This is a genomic window from Streptomyces sp. NPDC012888 (genome assembly GCF_042900645.1).
GTDB lineage: Bacteria > Actinomycetota > Actinomycetes > Streptomycetales > Streptomycetaceae > Streptomyces.
The window spans coordinates 120,169-137,055 of record NZ_JBIBBM010000018.1 but is presented as its reverse complement, the minus strand read 5'-3'; the positions used below and the strand labels follow the sequence as shown (position 1 = coordinate 137,055).

Genomic DNA, 16,887 nt, shown 5'->3' with positions numbered 1-16,887 from the left:
GCCGCCCCGCCGCGGGGCTCGTGCCCGCGGCGGGGCTCAGTTCCGCGGCGGGGCTCAGTTCCGCGGCGGGGCTCAGTTCCGGGGCGGGGCTCAGTTCCGGGCGCAGAGCGCCCCGTCGACGAGCCGGTCGGTGCGCTCGTCGCGGTCCTGGCGGAAGAGGTTGGTGGACCGCAGCACGATCACGCCCCGCCGGCCGTCGTCGGTGAAGCCGTTCGCGTTCAGGTGGCCGAGGGTCGTCCCGCCGTGGCCCCAGTAGCCGCCGCCGCAGCTCAGCGAGCGCCACAGGATGCCGAGCCCGGCCCGTTCGTCCGCGCCCGGCGTGCCCAGGTCGGCCGGGACCGTGCGGAGCATCTCCGCCAGCAGCTCCCGGTCCAGGAGTTCCCCGCCGAGCAGCCCCTGCCAGAACCGCGCCAGGTCGTCCGCGGTGGTGACGAGGTCGCCGGCCGGGCCGCCCCAGCTCATGTCGACCTCGGTGGCGTCGACCAGCCGGCCGCCCGCCTCGAACTGGTGGTAGGCGGTGGCGTGCGGCTGGGGCAGGCCCGGGTCCGCGCCCGGGGAGAAGGTGTGGTGGAGCCGGAGCGGTCCGAGGATCCGGTCGTGGACCTCGTCGCTCCAGTGCCGGCCCGTCACCCTCTCGATGACCATGCCGGCGAGCGCGTAACCGGTGTTGGAGTAGGCGAAGCCGCCGCCGGGTTCGAACAGCGGCCGGTTCCGGAGGGCGAGGGCCACCAGCTCGGCCGGTGCGTAGTGGTCGAAGCGGTGCTTCCGGAACTTCTCCTCCGCCAGGACCCCGGGCAGGTGGCGGGCGTAGTCCGGAAGCCCGCTGGTGTGCTGGAGGAGCTGTCGTACGGTGATCCTCCGGCCGTCGTTGCCGTTGCCGCGCACCACGCCCGGCAGGTGCTGCTCGACGGTGTCGTCCAGCCGTATCCGGCCCTCGCCGACGAGCTGGAGCACCACGGTGGCGACGAAGGTCTTGGTGTTGCTCCCCATCCGGAAGTAGCCCTGGTGGGGCATCGGGCGGCCGGTGCCGAGGCGGGCGGTGCCGCTGCGCAGGTACGTGCGCCGTTCCCCGTTCAGCAGCGTGGCCTGGGCGCCGACCGTACCGTCGGTGCGGACGAGCTCGTCGAGCCCCCGCTGGAGCGCGGTCCGCGCGGTGTCGGGCCGGGCCCAGGCCGTGGGCGCCGCCACGGTCGCCGTGAGGGCGGACGCCGTCACGGCGACCAGGGCGACGCCCCTGCGGAGGGCACGGGCGGAGGAGCGGCGGGTGCGTGGCATGTTGCTGACCTCGTATCGGAGTCGGGGGCCGGAACCACCGGAGCGGTGCGTTCGGTGATCATTCAGTCACGGCCGGGACCGGCCGGCCATGGTGCCCGCACCCCGGCCGGGGGTGGTCCCGGCAACACCGCCGGGGGTGGGGCGTACCCGCCCGCCGCCGGTGCGCCGGGCGGCCAGGGAGGTGTGCCGGGGCCTCGCGGGGGCAGGCGCGGGGCATGGTCCTGTACGTAGGCACCTCCGGGTGGCAGTACCGGGACTGGTCGGGCGTGCTGTACCCGCCGGACCGTCCGCAGCGGCTGTGGCTGGAGGAGTACGCGCGCCACTTCGGCACCGTGGAGAGCAACAACGCGTTCTACCGGCTGCCGTCGCCCGAGACGTTCGCCCAGTGGCGCGAGCGCACTCCGCCCGGCTTCGTCATGGCGGTCAAGGCGAGCCGCTTCCTGACGCACGTCAAACGCCTGCGCGAGCCGGCCGAACCCGTCCACCGGCTGATGACGCACGCCGCCTCCCTGGGCGACCGGCTCGGTCCGGTCCTGCTCCAGCTGCCACCGACCCTGCGGGCCGACCCGGCGGTGCTGGACGCCTGCCTGGCCTGCTTCCCCGCCGGTACGCGCGTCGCCGTCGAGCCGCGCCACGAGTCGTGGTGGACGGACGCCGTACGGTCGGTCCTGACCGCGCGCGGGGCGGCCCTGTGCTGGGCCGACCGGGGCTCCCGGCCGGTGACCCCGCTGTGGCGGACCGCGGACTGGGGCTACGTGCGGTTCCACGAGGGACGGGCCCGGCCGGCGCCCCGGTACGGCCGGACGGCCCTCCGCAGCTGGGCGGACCGGATCGCCGGCACCTGGCCCCGGGACGCGGACGTGTACGCGTACTTCAACAACGACCCGGGCGGCGCGGCCGTGATCGACGCGCAGGCGTTCGAGCGGTTGTCGGCGGCTGCGGCGGCGCCGTGACGGGCGTCGGCGCCGCCGGTGTCGCAGAGCAGGCGGCGCAGGTCTGGGCGGCGCTCGCCGAGCGGCGGCCCGCCGCTGGTGGGGCCGCCGGCGGGTGCGTGCTGGTGGCGCTGGACGGCCGTGCCGGCGCGGGGAAGACCACCCTGGCCGAGGCCCTGGCCCGGACCGCACCCCGGACCGGGCCCCGGACCGCACCCCGGACCGCACCCCGGGCCTCCGGCGGGGCCGGGCCCCCCGTACGGGTCGTGCACGGCGACGACTTCTTCCGGCCCATGCCCGACGCCGAACGACTGGCCCTGGACACGGTGGAGGGCTACGGCCGGTACCTCGACTGGCGGCGGCTGCGCGACCAGCTCCTCGTGCCGCTCTCGGAGGGCCGGCCCGCCCGGTACCGGCCCGGCCGCGCCTGGGCGGACCCGCCGGGCCCGGGCCCGCCGCGCGAGGTGCCCTGCCGTGGCACGGTCCTCGTGGAGGGGGTGCTCACCGCCCGCCCCGAGCTGGCCGGGTTCTACGACCTGACGGTCTTCCTGGACGCCCCCGCCGAGGTCTGCCTGCGGCGGCTGCTGGCGCGTGCGTGGGCTCCCGGCCGGGAGGCGTGGATCGCCCGCTGGCGCGCCGTCGAGGACCACTACCTCGCCACCACCGGCCTCCCCGCCCGGGCCGGTCTCACCGTACGGGCCTGAACGCCCCGTCGCGCCAGGGGCCGCGCCTGACCGCCGCGGCGGCCGACCGGCGGTAGGGTGCCGCCGTGTCCGAGCACCAGCGCGACCTCGCCGGTTACGGTCCCGAGCCCCCGCGTGCCGCCTGGCCTGGCGGGGCGCGTGTCGCCGTCAGCCTGGTGCTCAACTACGAGGAGGGCGGCGAGCGGAACGTCCTGGACGGCGACGCCGCGTCGGAGGGCTACCTGCACGAGGTCGTCGGCGCTCCACCCGTGGTGGGCGGCCGGGACCTGAACGCGGAGTCGATGTTCGCGTACGGGGCGCGGGCCGGCTTCTGGCGGGTCCACCGCACGGTCGCGGCGTACGGCGTGCCGCTGACCGTGTACGCCGTCGGGCGGGCGCTGGAACGCAATCCGGCCGCCGCCCGGGCGATGGGGGCCGCCGGGTGGGAGGTGGCGGGCCACGGCTGGCGGTGGACCGACTACCGGGACGTGCCCGAGGACGAGGAGCGCGCCGACATCGCCCGCACGGTCGCGGCCGTCGGGCGGCTCGTGGGACGCCGGCCCGTCGGCTGGTACACCGGACGGACCAGCCCCGCGACGCGGCGGCTGGTCGCCGAGGAGGGCGGGTTCCTCTACGACTCCGACGACTACTCCGACGACCTGCCGTTCTACGTCGAAGCGGCCGGGCGGCCGCACCTCGTGGTGCCGTACGGCCTGGACACGAACGACTTCAAGTTCCTCATCGTGCACGGGTTCACCACCGCCGGCGACATGCTCGCGTACCTCGTGGACGCGTTCGACGCGCTGCACGCCGAGGGCGCCGACCGCCCGCGCATGATGAGCGTCGGCCTGCACGGCAGGATCATCGGCCGGCCCGGCCGGATCCGCGCGCTCGACGGTTTCCTGCGGCACGTCGCGCAGCGCGGCGGGGCGTGGGTCGCCACGCGCGAGCAGATCGCGCGGCACTGGCTCGCCACGCACCCGCCACGGCTCTGACGGCGGCCGGTCCGGATCCGCTCCGGAGCCCGCGCCGAGCCGGTGCCGGGGCGTGCCGGGGCCGAGGCGTGCCGGTGCCGGGGCGTACCGGGGCGCCCGCCCTGGGGGCCGTCCGACGGTCCCGGCGTCGGCGTTCCGGGGGAACGTACACCCCTGGTGGTAGCCGGACGCCGCCCCTGGGGGTAGTGACGGATCGGCCCCCGGTGGGCCGACAGGACCCGCGGCCGGCGGTTACCTTGTCGCCCGTCCCGCAACGCCTCACGGCAACCCCTCACGACGGAGGACCGCCGCATGCAGATCCGTTCGGCCGATGGCACCCGCAAGCGCGCGGCAGGGGGGATATCCCTCGTCCTGGCCGTGGTCACCGGGCTCCTCGGCGCGGCGCCCGGGGCGGCCGCCCCCGCGCCGCCCTCCGCCGGCCCGCCCGTTCCCGTCCTGTCGTGGGCCCCCTGTGACGGCCCGGCGGACGGGTTCGAGTGCGCGACCGCACTGGTCCCGCTGGACTACCGCGACCCCACCGGGCGTACCCTCCCGCTCGCCGTCACCCGGCGGGCCGCGCCCGACCGGGAGCGCCGCACCGGGGTCCTGGTGCTGCACCCGGGCGGGCCGGGCAACTCGGGCGTGGACTTCGCCCGCAACAGCTACCGGGCGCTGCCCGCCCCGCTCCGCGACGGCTTCGACGTCATCGGGTACGACATGCGCGGTGTCGGGCGCAGCGGGCAGGTGGAGTGCTGGAACGACCAGGAGTACTCCGCGGCCGTGGACGCCGCGCGGGGCGTGCCCGGCCCGGGCGCGCTGCGGACCGCCGTCCGGCAGGGGCTGGACTTCGCCACCGCGTGCGTGCAGCGGGCCGGAGGGCTCGTGCCGTTCGTCGGCACCGGTTCGAACGCCAAGGACCTCGACCTGCTCCGCCGGGCCCTCGACGAGGAGACGCTCTCCTTCTACGGCCGTTCCTTCGGCAGCTACGTGGGCACGGTCTACGCCGCGCAGTTCCCGCGGCGGGTCCGGGCCATGGTCCTGGACGGGGCCTACGATCCGCATCGCTACGCGGACCAGCCGTACGCCTACGACGCCGTCCAGTTCGCCGCCCTCGACGCGGCGGTGGGCCGGTTCCTGGACTGGTGCGCGCGCTCCCCCGCGGCCTGCGGCTTCGGCGACGGCCAGCCGCGGCAGGCCTTCGAACGGCTCAAGCGGGCACTGGACGCCGACCCCGTCATCACCCCGAACGGGCGGCCCGCTTCCGGCTACACCCTCGCCTACCGCCTGATGTTCAACATCAACGCGGGCAGGGCGGTCTGGCCGGCGCTCGGGCAGGCGCTGCGGGCGGCCGAGGAACGCCAGTACTCGTTCCTGCTGTCCCCGCCCTCCCCCGCGTCCTTCGACTTCCTCAACGTCAACCTGGCCGTCGAGTGCGCCGACCGGGTGTACCCGGGCGGTCCCCTGCTGCTGGGCGCGGTGGTCGGCGCCGAGGCCGCCGCCGCTCCCCTGCTGGGGCCGGCGATCGGCTTCGGCCCGCCCACGTACGACCACAACCACGCGCCGGCCTGCGCCCAGTGGCAGGCCGAGCGGCCGAGCCGCCACGAGGGCTCCTACCGGGCGGCCGGTTCCGCGCCGATCCTCGTACTGGGGACGACGGGTGACCCGGACACGCCGTACCGGGACGCCGTGGCGCTCGCCGGGACGCTGGAGAACGGGCGGTTGCTGACCTTCGACGCCGAGGGGCACACCGCGTACAACCGGAGCTCCTGCGTCAGCGCACTGGTCACCGACTACCTCGCCACGCTGGCGCTGCCGGCGCGCGGCACGGTCTGCGCGGACGAGGCGCCTCCCGCGGCGCCGCTCGGCCGGGGCACCGCCGGCACCGGGGTCGACGAGACGCGCGACGTGATCCCCGTCCTCGGCTGAAGCGCCGGGCCCGGCCGCGTAATCCCCACGCGGAGGGGCACACGGGAGGCAGGCGGCGGCCGGGAGGCCGCCTACGACGACCGAGACGCGCAACGAGACGCGCGACGAGACGAGGAGGACGTGATGAGCGAGCGCGAGCACCCCCGGACGACCCCGTCGCGGGCGCCCGGCGAGGCCGGCGACCGCGAGGCCCGCGAGGAGGCCGACGCGGCGGTGATGCCCGGCCGGAAGGACGGGGAGGCCGGGGACGCGCTGAGCCCCAGCACGGGAGCCCAGCGGCGCACCGCGAAGGGGTGGGCGCGGGAGGACGCGGCCGGCCGGGGTGGGGAACGGGCGGAGGGAACGGGCCGGGAGTAGGGCGTCCGGCGGAGGGCGACGCCACCCCGGCGCGACGCCGGCGGCGGCCGGGCAGCGGCCGGGCAGCGGCCGGGCAGCGCACAGAACCGGTTCTTCCGCGGGGAGGGCATCCGTAACCGTCCAGTGGGCTGACGCGGCACGGGTCAGGTGCAACGATGATCCCTGCTGCAGTGCCACGACGGGCGTGCGCCGTCTCAGCGCCGGCGCCGGGTCCCGTCGGCCCTCCACCTCGAAGGGACGGACGTCACATGAGCGTTACACCCCTCGCGTCGCCCTTAGGCAACGACCACGAGCCCGACCGGGACGACCGGAACGACCGGAACGACCGGGACGAGCGGGTTCGGCTCTTCTACAGCCGCAAGACGCAGGACATCCTGCACAAGTACGGCCCGGGGCCGCGCGTGCACTACCACGTGGGCATGTTCGCCGACGGGCAGCATCCGCCCACCACCGTTCCGCAGCAGACCCTCAAACAGCGCCTGGTCGGCGCGCAGGAGGCGATCGTCGACCACGCGGCCCGCTCGTGGGGCGCGTACGAGAAGCCACCGCGCAGGCTCCTCGACATAGGCTGCGGCCTCGGCGGCGCCGCCCTGTACTGGGCGCAGGCGCACGGCTCCCGGGTCACCGGGCTGACCATCGCGGCCGAGCACGTGCCGATCGTCGGACTCCTCGCCCGCCGTGCGGGGGTGGGCCGCCAGGTCACCCCGGTCCTGCGGGACGTGCACGACCTCGACGAGCACCGCCGGTACGACGCCGCGTACGCTCTGGAGAGCAGCGGCTACACCGAACGGGCCCGGCTCTTCGAGGTCGTGGCCCGGGCGCTGGTGCCGGGCGGGTGGTTCGGGATCCAGGAGCACTTCGTCCGCAACCCCGAGTGGCTCGGCTTCGTCGACGGCTACTACCGGACGCGGCTGGGCACGCTGGAGGAGTACCTGACGGCTGCCTCGGCGGCCGGGTTCGAGCTGGTGCGGGACGAGGACGTGACCGACGCGGTCACCGAGTTCTGGATGCAGTCGATGGCCTGGAACACGGCCGAGCTCGACCAACTGGAGGGCGGCGGTGCGTCCGCCGCCTGGACCCGCGAACGGCTGAGAGACTCCACGGTGGCGCACGGCAAGCTGTTCCGGCTCTGGCGTGACCACGCCCTGGAGACCCGGCTGCTGCTCTTCCGGCTCGGAGCCGGGCGGTGAGCGGGCCGCCGCGTCCCTCGCGCCTCGGGGACCGGCTGCCCGCCTTCTACTGCCCGCTGGAACGCGACCTCGTGCACCCGGACGCGAAGGAGTTGGAGGTCCGGGCGGTGGAGTGGCTGGACGCGTTCGGGATCTACCCGGACGCGGTCGAGCGGGCGTGGGGACTGGCCACGCACAGCGCCGACTTCTCCTGCCGCATCGTGCCGGAGGGCGACCCGGAGGTCCTGCTGCTGTTCGTCGAGTGGAACTACTGGGCGAACGCCGTCGACGACTGGCAGGACTCCGGTGACGCCGGGGCGGGGACGGCGGCGGTCACCGAGCACGGTCTGCGGCTGCTGCGGACCATCGAGGACCCCGGCGCGGGCGTCCTGCCGGCCGGGCCGATGACCCGGGCACTGGACGACCTGGTCCGCCGCACCCACGCGGTGCTGGACCCGGTGCAGTTGCACCGGTTCGCCGGGGGGACGCGGGACTGGCTGCTGGGGGCGGCCTGGCAGGCCGCGCGGGCCGAGTCGCGGAGCATGCCCGGGCTGAACGAGTTCGCCGCGATGGGCTCGTTGGCGAACGGCACCCGCTTCTCGCTCACCTGGTCGGACGCCGCGCGGGGCGTGCGGCTGCCGGCCGAGGTGCTCTGTGCGCCCGCGCTGCGGGCGCTGACCGACGCGGCCGGGTTCGTGGTCAGCGCCGACAACGACCTGTTCTCGTACGACAAGGACGACCACCTGGATCCGCCGGAGGTGAACCTGGTCAACGTCATCGCCCAGGAGCGTGGCTGTTCCCCGGCGGAGGCCGTCCCGTCGGCCGTGGCGCTGCGGGACCGGGTGATGGTCCTGTTCCTGCGGCTGCGGGAGCGTCTGGCGCGGGACGCGGACCCGCCGCTGGCCCGTCATCTGGAGGCGCTGGGGCAGTACGTGGCGGGGTCCATCGCGTGGCAGGGTCGTGCCCCCCGGTACGCCAGTCCCCGCAACCGGCACCGGTTGCCGCTCGCCGACGCGCGGTTCGACCTGCGGTACGCCGCCGGGCCGAGCGTGCCGGCGGCGGGCCCGCCGCCGCTGCCGGCCATCGCCGGGTGGTGGCGGTTCCTGGAGCAGTGAAGACGCCCGCGGGCCCCGGCCGCCCCTGCGGCGGCCGGGGCCCGCGGCGCGTCCGTCAGCGGCGGCCCAGCAGGCGGTGCCACCAGGTGGACAGGCGGCCCCGGGTGGCGGGGGCGGCACGGCGGGGCGCCGGCACCGCGGCCGTCAGCGGCGGGGCCGCCGGCGGGGCGGGCACGTGCACCGCCGCCCGGTCGGCGGACCGGCCGGCCCCGGCGGAATCGGCGGACCAGCCGGCCTCGGGGGACTCGGCCGACTGGGCGGGCTGCACGCCCGGGGCCGGCCTGGCCGCGCGCGGGGTGAACCGTACGGGCAGGGACAGCAGGTGACGTGACATCAGGGTGCCGCGCCAGCGCAGCTCCTCCTCGGCGACGGCCAGCTGGACGTCGGGCAGGCGGTCCAGCAGGACCTCGATGCCGGTGTCGGCGATGGCGCGGCCGATGTCCTGGCCGGGGCACTCGTGCGGGCCGCTGCTGAACGCGAGGTGGGACCGGTTGCCGCGGAAGGAGGTCTCCGTCTCGGGCCGGATGCGCGGGTCCGCGTTGGCGGCCGCCAGGCCGAGCAGGAGCATGTCCCCGGCCTTGACCTGCCGTCCGCCCAGCACGGTGTCCTGCGTCGCCCAGCGTCCGATGACCGCGTTGATCGGCGGATCGTTCCAGAGGACCTGCTCGATGGCGTCGGGCAGCGTCATGTGGCCGCCGGAGAGGCTGGCGCGGAACCGCTGGTCGGTCAGGACGGTGCGGAGCGTGTTGGCGATCAGGTTGGCGGTGGTCTCGTACGCGGCGATCAGGACGACGCGCAGGTGCATGAGCACCTCGGTGTCGGTGAGCTCCGCCGGGTGCTCCAGCAGCCAGGTGGCCAGGTCACGGGCGGGGTCGACCTTCCGCTCGCGGACCAGCTGCTCCAGGGTCTCGGTGACGTAGCGGTCGCTCTGCAGGGCGGTCTCGGTCCCCTGGAGCATGTCCCGCGCCGCGTTCACCAGGCGCGGGCCGTGCTCGTCGGGGGCGCCGACGAGCTGGGTCATGACGAGCATGGGGAGCTGGTCGGAGAAGCTGGTGACCAGGTCGGCGTGGCCGTCGCCGGCGATTACGTCGACGAGCTGGTTGGCGAACCGGGTGACGTAACGGCGGATCCCCCGCTTGTCGAACCGCTCCAGGGACTCGACGACGGCCGAGCGGAGCCGCTCGTGGGCCGGGCCGTCGGTGAAGTTGCACACCGGGACCCAGGACACCATGGGGCCCAGCGGGGTGTCGGCGGGTACGCGTCCTTCGAGCATGTCGCGCCAGCCCCGCGGGTCCCGGGCGAAACGCGACGGGGTGCGCGCCACGTCGAGGTTCTCCCGGTGGCCGAGCACGAGCCAGGCCGGGAGGTCCCCGCTGACCAGCACGGGCGCCACCGGTCCGTACTCGGCCCGCAGTCTCTCGTACAGGCCCATGGGGTCGGCTTCCGCCTCCGGCCCGTGCAGCCGGTACTGGCCGCTCACCAGGGGGCCGGCGGAGTGGGCCGGGCACTCGGGCGGCGGGGTGGGGTGGGTGGTCACATTGCCTCCGGGGTTGCTGCCTGGGCGTGCAGGTAGCGCATGAGGGTCAGCAGGACGTCGCGGGAGGAGTCCCGCCGGCGGGCGTCGCAGACGAGGATGGGGACGGTGGGCGGCAGGTCGAGGGCCTGGCGGAGTTCTTCGAGCGGGTGCGCGGGGGCGCCGGGGAAGACGTTGACGGCCACGACGAAGGGCAGTCCCCACTCCTCCAGTCGGCCGATGACCTCGAAGCTGTTCTCCAGGCGCCGGGTGTCGAGGAGGACGACGGCTCCGAGGGCCCCTTCGAAGAGGCCGCGCCACAGGAACCAGAACCGCTCCTGGCCGGGGGTGCCGAACAGGTAGAGGACGAGTTCGTCGTTGATGCTGATGCGGCCGAAGTCCATGGCCACGGTCGTGGTGGTCTTCCGGGCGACGCCGCTGGTGTCGTCGACGCCGATGCCCGCGCGGGTCATCGTCTCCTCGGTGGTGAGGGGCTTGATCTCGCTGACCGCGCCGACCATCGTCGTCTTGCCCACCCCGAACCCGCCGACGATGACCACCTTGACGGCTGCCGTCACCGTCTGCCGGAGCGGGGTCACGGTGCGGGTCGCGGCGGCCGGGTCAGAGCTTCTGAAGTCCATTGATCACAGCCTCGATCAGGGCGACGTCGGGGAGCTGGGCGGCGGGAACGGGCGGGCGTAAGCGGACGAGCCGGGCGGTGAGGAGGTCGCCGACCAGCACGCTGACGACGCTGACGGGCAGACCCGCGTAGGCGGATATCTCGGCCAGCGACAGGGGCGCCTGGCAGAGGTCCAGGATGGCGGCGTGCTCGGGCTGCGTCTCGGGCGGGGCGGCCGCGGTCGCCACGACCAGGGTGACGAGGTCGAGGTCGGTCGCGATGGACGGTTCGCTGCGCCCTCCGGTGATGACGTAGAGCCGTTCCGGGCCGCCGACCTCCCAGCGGGTGGGGGGTTCACTCACGTGTGCTGCCCGTCATGTCGGGGCGGGGTGCTCAGGTGTTCTCCCATGCGCTTCACCAGGTTGCGCATCTGTGCGCCCATCAGGCCCGCGTCGACGCCCTCGTCGGCGAGGACCGCCAGGTAGGAGCCGTCGCCGGCGGCCATGAGGTAGAAGAACCCGCCGTCCATCTCGATCACGACGAGCCGCATCCGGCCTTCGGAGTGCGGGAGTTCCGCGCCGACCGCGCCGGCGAGGCTCTGCAGGCCCGCGCAGGCCGCGGCCAGCCGGTCCGCGGTGTCGGTGTCGGCTCCGTACTGGGCCACGCAGAGTCCGTCCGCGGAGAGCACGATCACGTGCCGGGTCTGCGGGACCCCGGCGGCCAGGTCGTTGAGCATCCAGTCCATGCTGCTGCTTCGCTGTGTCATCACGATTGCATACGTCCCTTCGTCGCTGAGCCCGGCGTGTCCTGGTCCTGGCCGGACGAGCCGGACGGCCCGCCGCCGGTGCCGCCGGACAGTCCGCTGTGGAACGCCTCCAGCCACATGCCGGGGCCGTTCTCCGGCGTGGTGTGCGGGGCGGCGGCCGGTGGCACGTCGGGGGCGGTGACGCGGTCCTTCCGGCGGCGCTGCGGCAGGCCGGAGGCGGTCCGGTCGGGGACCGCCGTCGTCGTTGCGGGGGTGGTGGGTGCGGGCGCGGCCGCCCTGGTGGCCCAGGACGGCGTGCCGGGTCCGGGCACGGGCACGCGGGCGGGCCTGGCGTGCTGGACGGGGTGTTCGCGGGCCGTGGCCACCGCGGCCCGCGGGCCGGAGGAGGAACCGATGCCGTGGGCCAGGCCGGTGGCCGCGGAGGCGGTGGTGACCAGGTGCTGCGGTACGACGACCACGGCCCGGACGCCGCCGTACGCGGAGGAGCGCAGGGACACCTGCAGTCCGTAGGCCTGGGCGAGCCGGCCGACCACGGCGAGGCCGAGCCGGGGGGTCTCCCCGAGGTCGTTGAGGTCGATGCCGGTCTGGGCCCGCGCGAGCATGTTCTCGGCGCGGCGGCGGGCCTCCTCGCTCATGCTGAGCCCGCCGTCCTCGATCTCCACGGCCACCCCGGACTGCACCTCCGAGGCGGTGAGGTGGACGCGGGTGTGCGGCGGCGAGTACCGGGTGGCGTTGTCCAGCAGCTCGGCGACGGCGTGGATCAGCGGTTCCACCACGGGGCCGAGGATGGCGACCTCGGCCACGGAGTGCAGGTCCACCCGCTGGTAGTCGATGATCCTGGACATCGCGCCGCGCAGGACGCTGTACAGGGTGACGGCCCGGCTCCACTGCCGGCCCGGCCGGGCGCCGCCGAGGACGGAGATGGAGTCGGCGAGCCGGCCGATGAGGGCCGTTCCGTGGTCCAGGCGCAGCAGGTCGCCGAAGACGTCCGGGTTCCGGCCGTGCCGGTCCTCCATCTCGCGCAGTTCGTGGGCCTGTTGGTGGACGAGGGCCTGGACGCGGCGGGCGATGTTGACGAAGGCGCGCTGCGCCGAGTCGCGCAGGCCCTCCTCGTTGTCGACCGCGTCGACGGCCCGGGCCACCACGGTCCGCAGGGCGGCCTTGAAGCGGGGGGTCAGGTAGGGGTCGTCGCTCCACGGGCGGCCGCGGGCGTCGCCGCCTCCCAGTGACGACAGGACCTCCTCCGGCAGCTCGCCCTGGCGCAGGCGCCTGATGGCCTCGTCCATCACGACCTCGGCCAGGTGCGCCGCGGCGGCTTCCTGCCGTGCGAGGGTGTGCTGCAGGGCGGCGATCCGGGCGCGCTGCGAGGCGAACTCGCGGCCGCGCCGCACCGCCTCGGCGACCGCGGCCGCCGTGCAGGCCGCCGCCACGGCCATCCATACGGTGAGGAGGGTGTCCGGCGCGGAGGCGAGGCCGCCGACGAGGCACACGGCGGCCAGGCCGGAGATGACGGGCAGCCCCCGGCTTATCGCCGGCTCCGGGCGGATTTCTTCGGGGGGAATGGTTTCTTGCGCCATCGAACCTCGAACCATCGAAAGAGCGGATCTTATGACAGGTGGCCGGGAGCATAACGGCGCAGAACTCGGCGGATCGGCGGTTTCACCAGAGTTCATCGGACCGGAGGATCGATAACTCGCCATTGCTCCCAGGGCGCTTCGGCTACCCGGAGTCACACCGCTCGACCGATGGACGCTTCCTCCGACGTCGGCACGGATTTCCGGCACCACCCCCACTGCAATTCGAACGCATTTCCCGTCGATATTCAGCCGTATCCCCTTGGACGGGAGGCTTCCGATGCGGCGGATTGACCGACGGGCGGACGGGGAACTGCTATGCCCTCAGCACGTCGGCTTCGGGCGGGACGCACGGGCCACCAGGAAGAGGGAGGCTCCGCACGCGGCCGCCAGGAACCAGCCCGGGCGGGAGGCGCCCGCCAGGTCGGCCGGCGCGGCGGAGGCGACCAGGCCCCCGGCGAGGGCGGTGCCGGCGGAGGCCCCGAGCTGCCGGGCGGTGGACGTGATGGCGCCGGCCACGCCGGCCCGGGCCGGCGGGAGCCCGCCCACCGCGACGTTGGTGATCGGCGCGTTGGCGAAGCCGAAGCCGGTGCCGGTCAGGGCCAGGGCGAGCACCAGGAGCGCCGCGGGCGTGCCCGGACCGAGCGTGGTCAGGAGCAGGGCGCCCGCGGTGAGGAAGGCTCCGGCCAGCGTGAGGGGGACCCGCGGGCCGCGGCGGGCGGTCAGCCGGCCCGACCAGGGCGCGCACACGGTGGCGCCGACGGCCATGGGCAGGGTCGCCGCCCCGGCGGCGAGCGGGCTCCAGCCCAGGCTGCCCTGGAGGTGGAGGGTGGTGAGGAACAGGATCAGGTTGAGGGCGACGAAGACGGCGACGGCTCCCAGCACGGCACCGCGGAAGGCCGGACGTGCGAACAGTCCCAGGTCCATGAGGGGTGCGGGCCGGCGGGACTCGACCCGGACGAAGGCGGCGGTGGCGCCGAGGGCGACCGCGAGAAGGACCAGGACCGCGGGGGCGTCCAAGCCGAGGTGCGGGCCCTCGATCAGCACGCCGACCGAGGCCGCGACGGCGACGGCGAGCAGGGCCTGGCCGGGGAGGTCGAGGCACGGCGGGCGCGGGGAGCGGGATTCCGGGACGAACACCGCGCTGAGCGCGAGGGCGGCCAGCACGACGGGGGCGTTGGTCCAGAACACGGACCGCCAGCCGAACGCCTCGAGGAGGACGCCGCCGGTGACCGGACCGGCCGCCATGCTGAGGCCGAAGACGGCCGCCCAGACGCCGATGGCCCGTGCGCGCTCCCTGGCGTCGGGGATCGCGTTCACCACGATGGCGAGGGCGACGGGGCTCAGCATGGCGGCTCCCACGCCCTGGGCGGCGCGGGCCGCGACGAGCGCGCCCGTGGAAGGGGCCAGCGCGCAGGCCACGGAGGCGAGTCCGAAGACGGTCAGGCCCACTTGGAAGACGCGCCGCCGGCCGAACCGGTCCGCCAGCGCGCCGGCGGAGATGAGGAGCGCGGCCAGCACGAGGGTGTAGGCGTCGACGGTCCATTCGAGGCCGCGGGTGCCGGCGTCGAGGCCACGGCCGATGGCGGGCAGGGCCACGTTGACGACGGTGGTGTCCAGGCCCACGAGGAACATGGACAGGCAGCACACGGCCAGGACCGTCCGGCGCCGGCGCGCGGAGAGTACGGGCGGCGCCGGAACGGCGGGCGCGGCGGCGGGCGGGTTCTGGGCGGGCGGCCTGGGGCCGGACGGCTTCGGGGCGGGGGGCATCGGCGGCTGCTCTCTCGTGACGGGCTGTCGTGCCCGCCCAGCCTCGGAGAGCACCGCCACCGTCGCGGAGCGCTTTTGCGGGAACTGCAAGAATGACCGCATGGACCTGGAAGTCGAGCGGATCCTCGACGGCATCGGCCCCCGGCTGCGCGAACTGCGCCGCGGCCGGGGGCTGACCCTGGAGGCCCTCGCCACCGCCACCGGGATCTCGGTGAGCACCCTGTCCCGCCTGGAATCGGGCAACCGCCGCCCCACCCTCGACCTGCTCATCCCGCTCGCCCGGGCCCACCGGGTGGCGCTGGACCAGATCGTGGCCGCGCCGGCCAGCGGCGACCCGCGCGTCCACCTGACCCCGCTGCGGAAGGCGGAGGGCAGCGTGTTGGTCCCGCTCACCCAGTACCCGGGGCGGGTCCAGGTGTTCAAGCAGGTGCTGTCCCCTCGGGAACCGAAGCTGGTCGCGCACGAGGGCCACGAGTGGCTCTACGTCCTCGCCGGCGAGCTGCGTCTCGTCCTCGGGGAGCGGGAGTTCCTGCTGCGCCCGGGCGAGGTAGCCGAGTTCGACACCGGCGAGCCGCACTGGTTCGGCCCGGCCGGCACCCGGGCCGTGGAGATACTCCACCTGTACGGTCCGCACGGTGACCAGGCGGTGGTCCGCGCCGGCCCCTCCGCGCCGTGACCGGCCCGTCCCACCGCCCGGGGAAGAGGGGAGGCCCGCCGGTCAGATCCGGCCGCGCCAGGCCCCGGTCTCGCTCCCGCGGTCCTCGATGAAGTGCTTGAACCGCTCCAGGTCGCCCTTGACCTGCCGGTCGACGAAGCCGAGCTTGTCGCCGACGGTCTCCGCCATGCCGTCCGGATCGAAGTCCATCACCAGGGTCACCTGCGTATGGGACGGGTCGATCGGCTGGAACGTCACCACGCCCGCCTGCTCGGGGCCGCGGCCCACCGTCATCCAGGCGATCCTCTCGTCGGGGACCTGCTCGGTGATCCGCGCGTCGAACTCCCGCTCCACGCCCGCGATCTTCGTCACCCAGTGGGTGAGGGAGTCGGTGCGCTGCTCGATCCGCTCGACGCCCTCCATGAACTGCGGGAACGACTCGAACTGCGTCCACTGGTCGTACGCGGTGCGCACGGGGACGTCCACCCGGATCGATTCCTTGACCTGCGACATGTTCATCCTCCTGTTGGCTGTTGGTCGGGCCGGCCGGACGGGCGTCCGGAGCCGGACGGTCGGGTTCAGTGCGCCAGGACGTCCGCCAGGAACCGGTCGAGGTCGGGCGTCTCGCTCCCCACCGGTGTGACGGCGTAGGTCTCCTCCAGGAAGCCGCCGAGGACGTCCGCATCCATGAGCAGGGCCGCCGGCCGTCCGTCGCCGTCGGTGTGGCCGCGGAGTTGGATCCGGACGGCCGCCACCCGGCCGTACCCGTCCTGCTGGGGCGCGAAGACGACGTCCCCCTCCCCCACCCTGCGGCGCAGTCCGTCGGCCAGCATCTGGCGGTCGAAGTGCCAGCGGGCGAGGAGGGCGGGACCGTCGAGGAACCGTGCCTGCACCGCGTACGGGTCCGCGGGGTCGTAGAAGAGGCGGGCCTGGAGCGGGACATGGCCGCCGGAGGCGACCTCCAGTCGGACGGGAGCCTGGGCGGAAACGGTCGTCATCAGCGGGGACCTCCGGGGTGTGACCTGCGGCTGCTCGCGTATGCCCCGCTTCGGAGCCGGGCACACTGGGCCATCCGGACGGAGTTCACGCCCGCAGGGTGCGCGCGGGGTCCAGCAGCAGTACGTGGCGCTCGTCCGCCGTCAGACCGCCCCGCACGCCGTGGGGAACACCGGAGGCGAGGGCGTGACGGCGGCACGGTATGCGTACCGGGCAGCCACCGCACACGGCCTTGGCCGCCTCCTCGCGCGCCCGGGCGGCCGCGGCGGGCTCGTGCGCGGCGCGGGCGAAGACCGCGGCGTCGGCGGTGCGGCACGCGCCCCGGAAGGGCGGTTCGTACGACTGCTCGGCCCGGTATGACGCACGGACGATCTCGGCCACGGTGACGGCCCCTTCCGGTCGGGGGGCGGTCCCTGGCGACCACCCCGTCAGGTCCGTATGACCGGTGATCACGGGTTCATGCACGCCGGTGGCGGAGAAGTCCGGCCTGATCGGAGGCTTTTCCGATCCGCTGGGGGGTGGGGTAGCCTCCCGACCGGTACGGGCCGGTGCGGGCCGCGCGT

Annotated in this window: 18 protein-coding genes; 8 read left to right on the top strand and 10 right to left on the bottom strand. The window is 74.9% G+C overall.

Going from position 1 to position 16,887, the window contains the following annotated elements:
• Window positions 1-90: 90 nt before the first annotated feature.
• Window positions 91-1,275: a serine hydrolase domain-containing protein gene (locus tag ACFY61_RS27510; RefSeq protein WP_389476189.1), complete on the bottom strand. Its 1,185-nt coding sequence runs from the start codon at window positions 1,273-1,275 to the stop codon at window positions 91-93.
• A gap of 215 nt (window positions 1,276-1,490) precedes the next feature.
• On the opposite strand from ACFY61_RS27510, the gene ACFY61_RS27505 reads away from it, so the two are divergent.
• The 7 genes from ACFY61_RS27505 (at window position 1,491) to ACFY61_RS27475 (ending at window position 8,431) form a co-directional block, all read left to right on the top strand.
• Window positions 1,491-2,228 (top strand): DUF72 domain-containing protein, encoded by a 738-nt coding sequence (locus ACFY61_RS27505; protein ID WP_389476187.1) that lies wholly within the window; start codon window positions 1,491-1,493, stop codon window positions 2,226-2,228.
• The gene (locus ACFY61_RS27500) at window positions 2,225-2,911 is read left to right on the top strand and encodes a uridine kinase (RefSeq protein WP_389476185.1); all 687 of its coding nucleotides are present in this window, start codon (window positions 2,225-2,227) and stop codon (window positions 2,909-2,911) included. Before ACFY61_RS27505 ends, ACFY61_RS27500 begins: the two co-directional genes overlap by 4 nt.
• A 65-nt stretch (window positions 2,912-2,976) precedes the next feature.
• Window positions 2,977-3,885: an allantoinase PuuE gene (puuE, locus tag ACFY61_RS27495; RefSeq protein WP_389476183.1), complete on the top strand. Its 909-nt coding sequence runs from the start codon at window positions 2,977-2,979 to the stop codon at window positions 3,883-3,885.
• A 291-nt stretch (window positions 3,886-4,176) separates the two neighbouring features.
• Entirely contained in the window at window positions 4,177-5,790 is a 1,614-nt protein-coding gene (locus tag ACFY61_RS27490; protein ID WP_389476181.1) for an alpha/beta hydrolase, read from the top strand.
• Window positions 5,791-5,913: 123 nt separating this feature from the next.
• Window positions 5,914-6,147, top strand: a complete 234-nt coding sequence (locus ACFY61_RS27485) for a hypothetical protein (protein ID WP_389476179.1) — start codon at window positions 5,914-5,916, stop codon at window positions 6,145-6,147.
• 248 nt (window positions 6,148-6,395) lie between these two features.
• Window positions 6,396-7,337 (top strand): SAM-dependent methyltransferase, encoded by a 942-nt coding sequence (locus tag ACFY61_RS27480; protein ID WP_389476177.1) that lies wholly within the window; start codon window positions 6,396-6,398, stop codon window positions 7,335-7,337.
• The gene (locus tag ACFY61_RS27475; RefSeq protein WP_389476175.1) at window positions 7,334-8,431 is read left to right on the top strand and encodes a hypothetical protein; all 1,098 of its coding nucleotides are present in this window, start codon (window positions 7,334-7,336) and stop codon (window positions 8,429-8,431) included. The genes ACFY61_RS27480 and ACFY61_RS27475 overlap by 4 nt, the downstream gene beginning before the upstream one ends.
• A 55-nt stretch (window positions 8,432-8,486) precedes the next feature.
• Here ACFY61_RS27475 and ACFY61_RS27470 read toward each other — a convergent pair whose 3' ends face one another.
• The 6 genes from ACFY61_RS27470 to ACFY61_RS27445 form a co-directional block, all read right to left on the bottom strand.
• Window positions 8,487-9,968, bottom strand: coding sequence for a cytochrome P450 (locus ACFY61_RS27470; protein WP_389476173.1), 1,482 nt, complete (start codon window positions 9,966-9,968; stop codon window positions 8,487-8,489).
• Window positions 9,965-10,585, bottom strand: a complete 621-nt coding sequence (locus tag ACFY61_RS27465) for an ATP/GTP-binding protein (protein ID WP_389476171.1) — start codon at window positions 10,583-10,585, stop codon at window positions 9,965-9,967. The genes ACFY61_RS27470 and ACFY61_RS27465 overlap by 4 nt, the downstream gene beginning before the upstream one ends.
• Entirely contained in the window at window positions 10,566-10,925 is a 360-nt protein-coding gene (locus ACFY61_RS27460; protein WP_389476169.1) for a DUF742 domain-containing protein, read from the bottom strand. Before ACFY61_RS27460 ends, ACFY61_RS27465 begins: the two co-directional genes overlap by 20 nt.
• The gene (locus ACFY61_RS27455; RefSeq protein ID WP_389476167.1) at window positions 10,922-11,329 is read right to left on the bottom strand and encodes a roadblock/LC7 domain-containing protein; all 408 of its coding nucleotides are present in this window, start codon (window positions 11,327-11,329) and stop codon (window positions 10,922-10,924) included. The genes ACFY61_RS27460 and ACFY61_RS27455 overlap by 4 nt, the downstream gene beginning before the upstream one ends.
• Window positions 11,329-12,906: a sensor histidine kinase gene (locus ACFY61_RS27450; protein WP_389476165.1), complete on the bottom strand. Its 1,578-nt coding sequence runs from the start codon at window positions 12,904-12,906 to the stop codon at window positions 11,329-11,331. Before ACFY61_RS27450 ends, ACFY61_RS27455 begins: the two co-directional genes overlap by 1 nt.
• 321 nt (window positions 12,907-13,227) lie before the next feature.
• On the bottom strand, window positions 13,228-14,673 hold the full coding sequence (locus tag ACFY61_RS27445; protein WP_389476163.1) for an MFS transporter: 1,446 nt from the start codon (window positions 14,671-14,673) through the stop codon (window positions 13,228-13,230).
• 100 nt (window positions 14,674-14,773) lie between these two features.
• On the opposite strand from ACFY61_RS27445, the gene ACFY61_RS27440 reads away from it, so the two are divergent.
• Window positions 14,774-15,349 (top strand): helix-turn-helix domain-containing protein, encoded by a 576-nt coding sequence (locus tag ACFY61_RS27440; protein WP_389476161.1) that lies wholly within the window; start codon window positions 14,774-14,776, stop codon window positions 15,347-15,349.
• Window positions 15,350-15,391: 42 nt separating this feature from the next.
• Here the strand turns inward: ACFY61_RS27440 and ACFY61_RS27435 are convergent, their stop codons facing one another.
• The 3 genes from ACFY61_RS27435 to ACFY61_RS27425 all read right to left on the bottom strand — a co-directional run bounded on the left by ACFY61_RS27435 (window position 15,392) and on the right by ACFY61_RS27425 (window position 16,705).
• On the bottom strand, window positions 15,392-15,841 hold the full coding sequence (locus ACFY61_RS27435) for an SRPBCC family protein (protein WP_389476159.1): 450 nt from the start codon (window positions 15,839-15,841) through the stop codon (window positions 15,392-15,394).
• A 65-nt stretch (window positions 15,842-15,906) separates the two neighbouring features.
• Entirely contained in the window at window positions 15,907-16,326 is a 420-nt protein-coding gene (locus ACFY61_RS27430) for an SsgA family sporulation/cell division regulator (RefSeq protein WP_389476157.1), read from the bottom strand.
• Between the two features lie 85 nt (window positions 16,327-16,411).
• The gene (locus tag ACFY61_RS27425) at window positions 16,412-16,705 is read right to left on the bottom strand and encodes a WhiB family transcriptional regulator (RefSeq protein WP_389476155.1); all 294 of its coding nucleotides are present in this window, start codon (window positions 16,703-16,705) and stop codon (window positions 16,412-16,414) included.
• Between the last annotated feature and the right edge of the window lie 182 nt (window positions 16,706-16,887).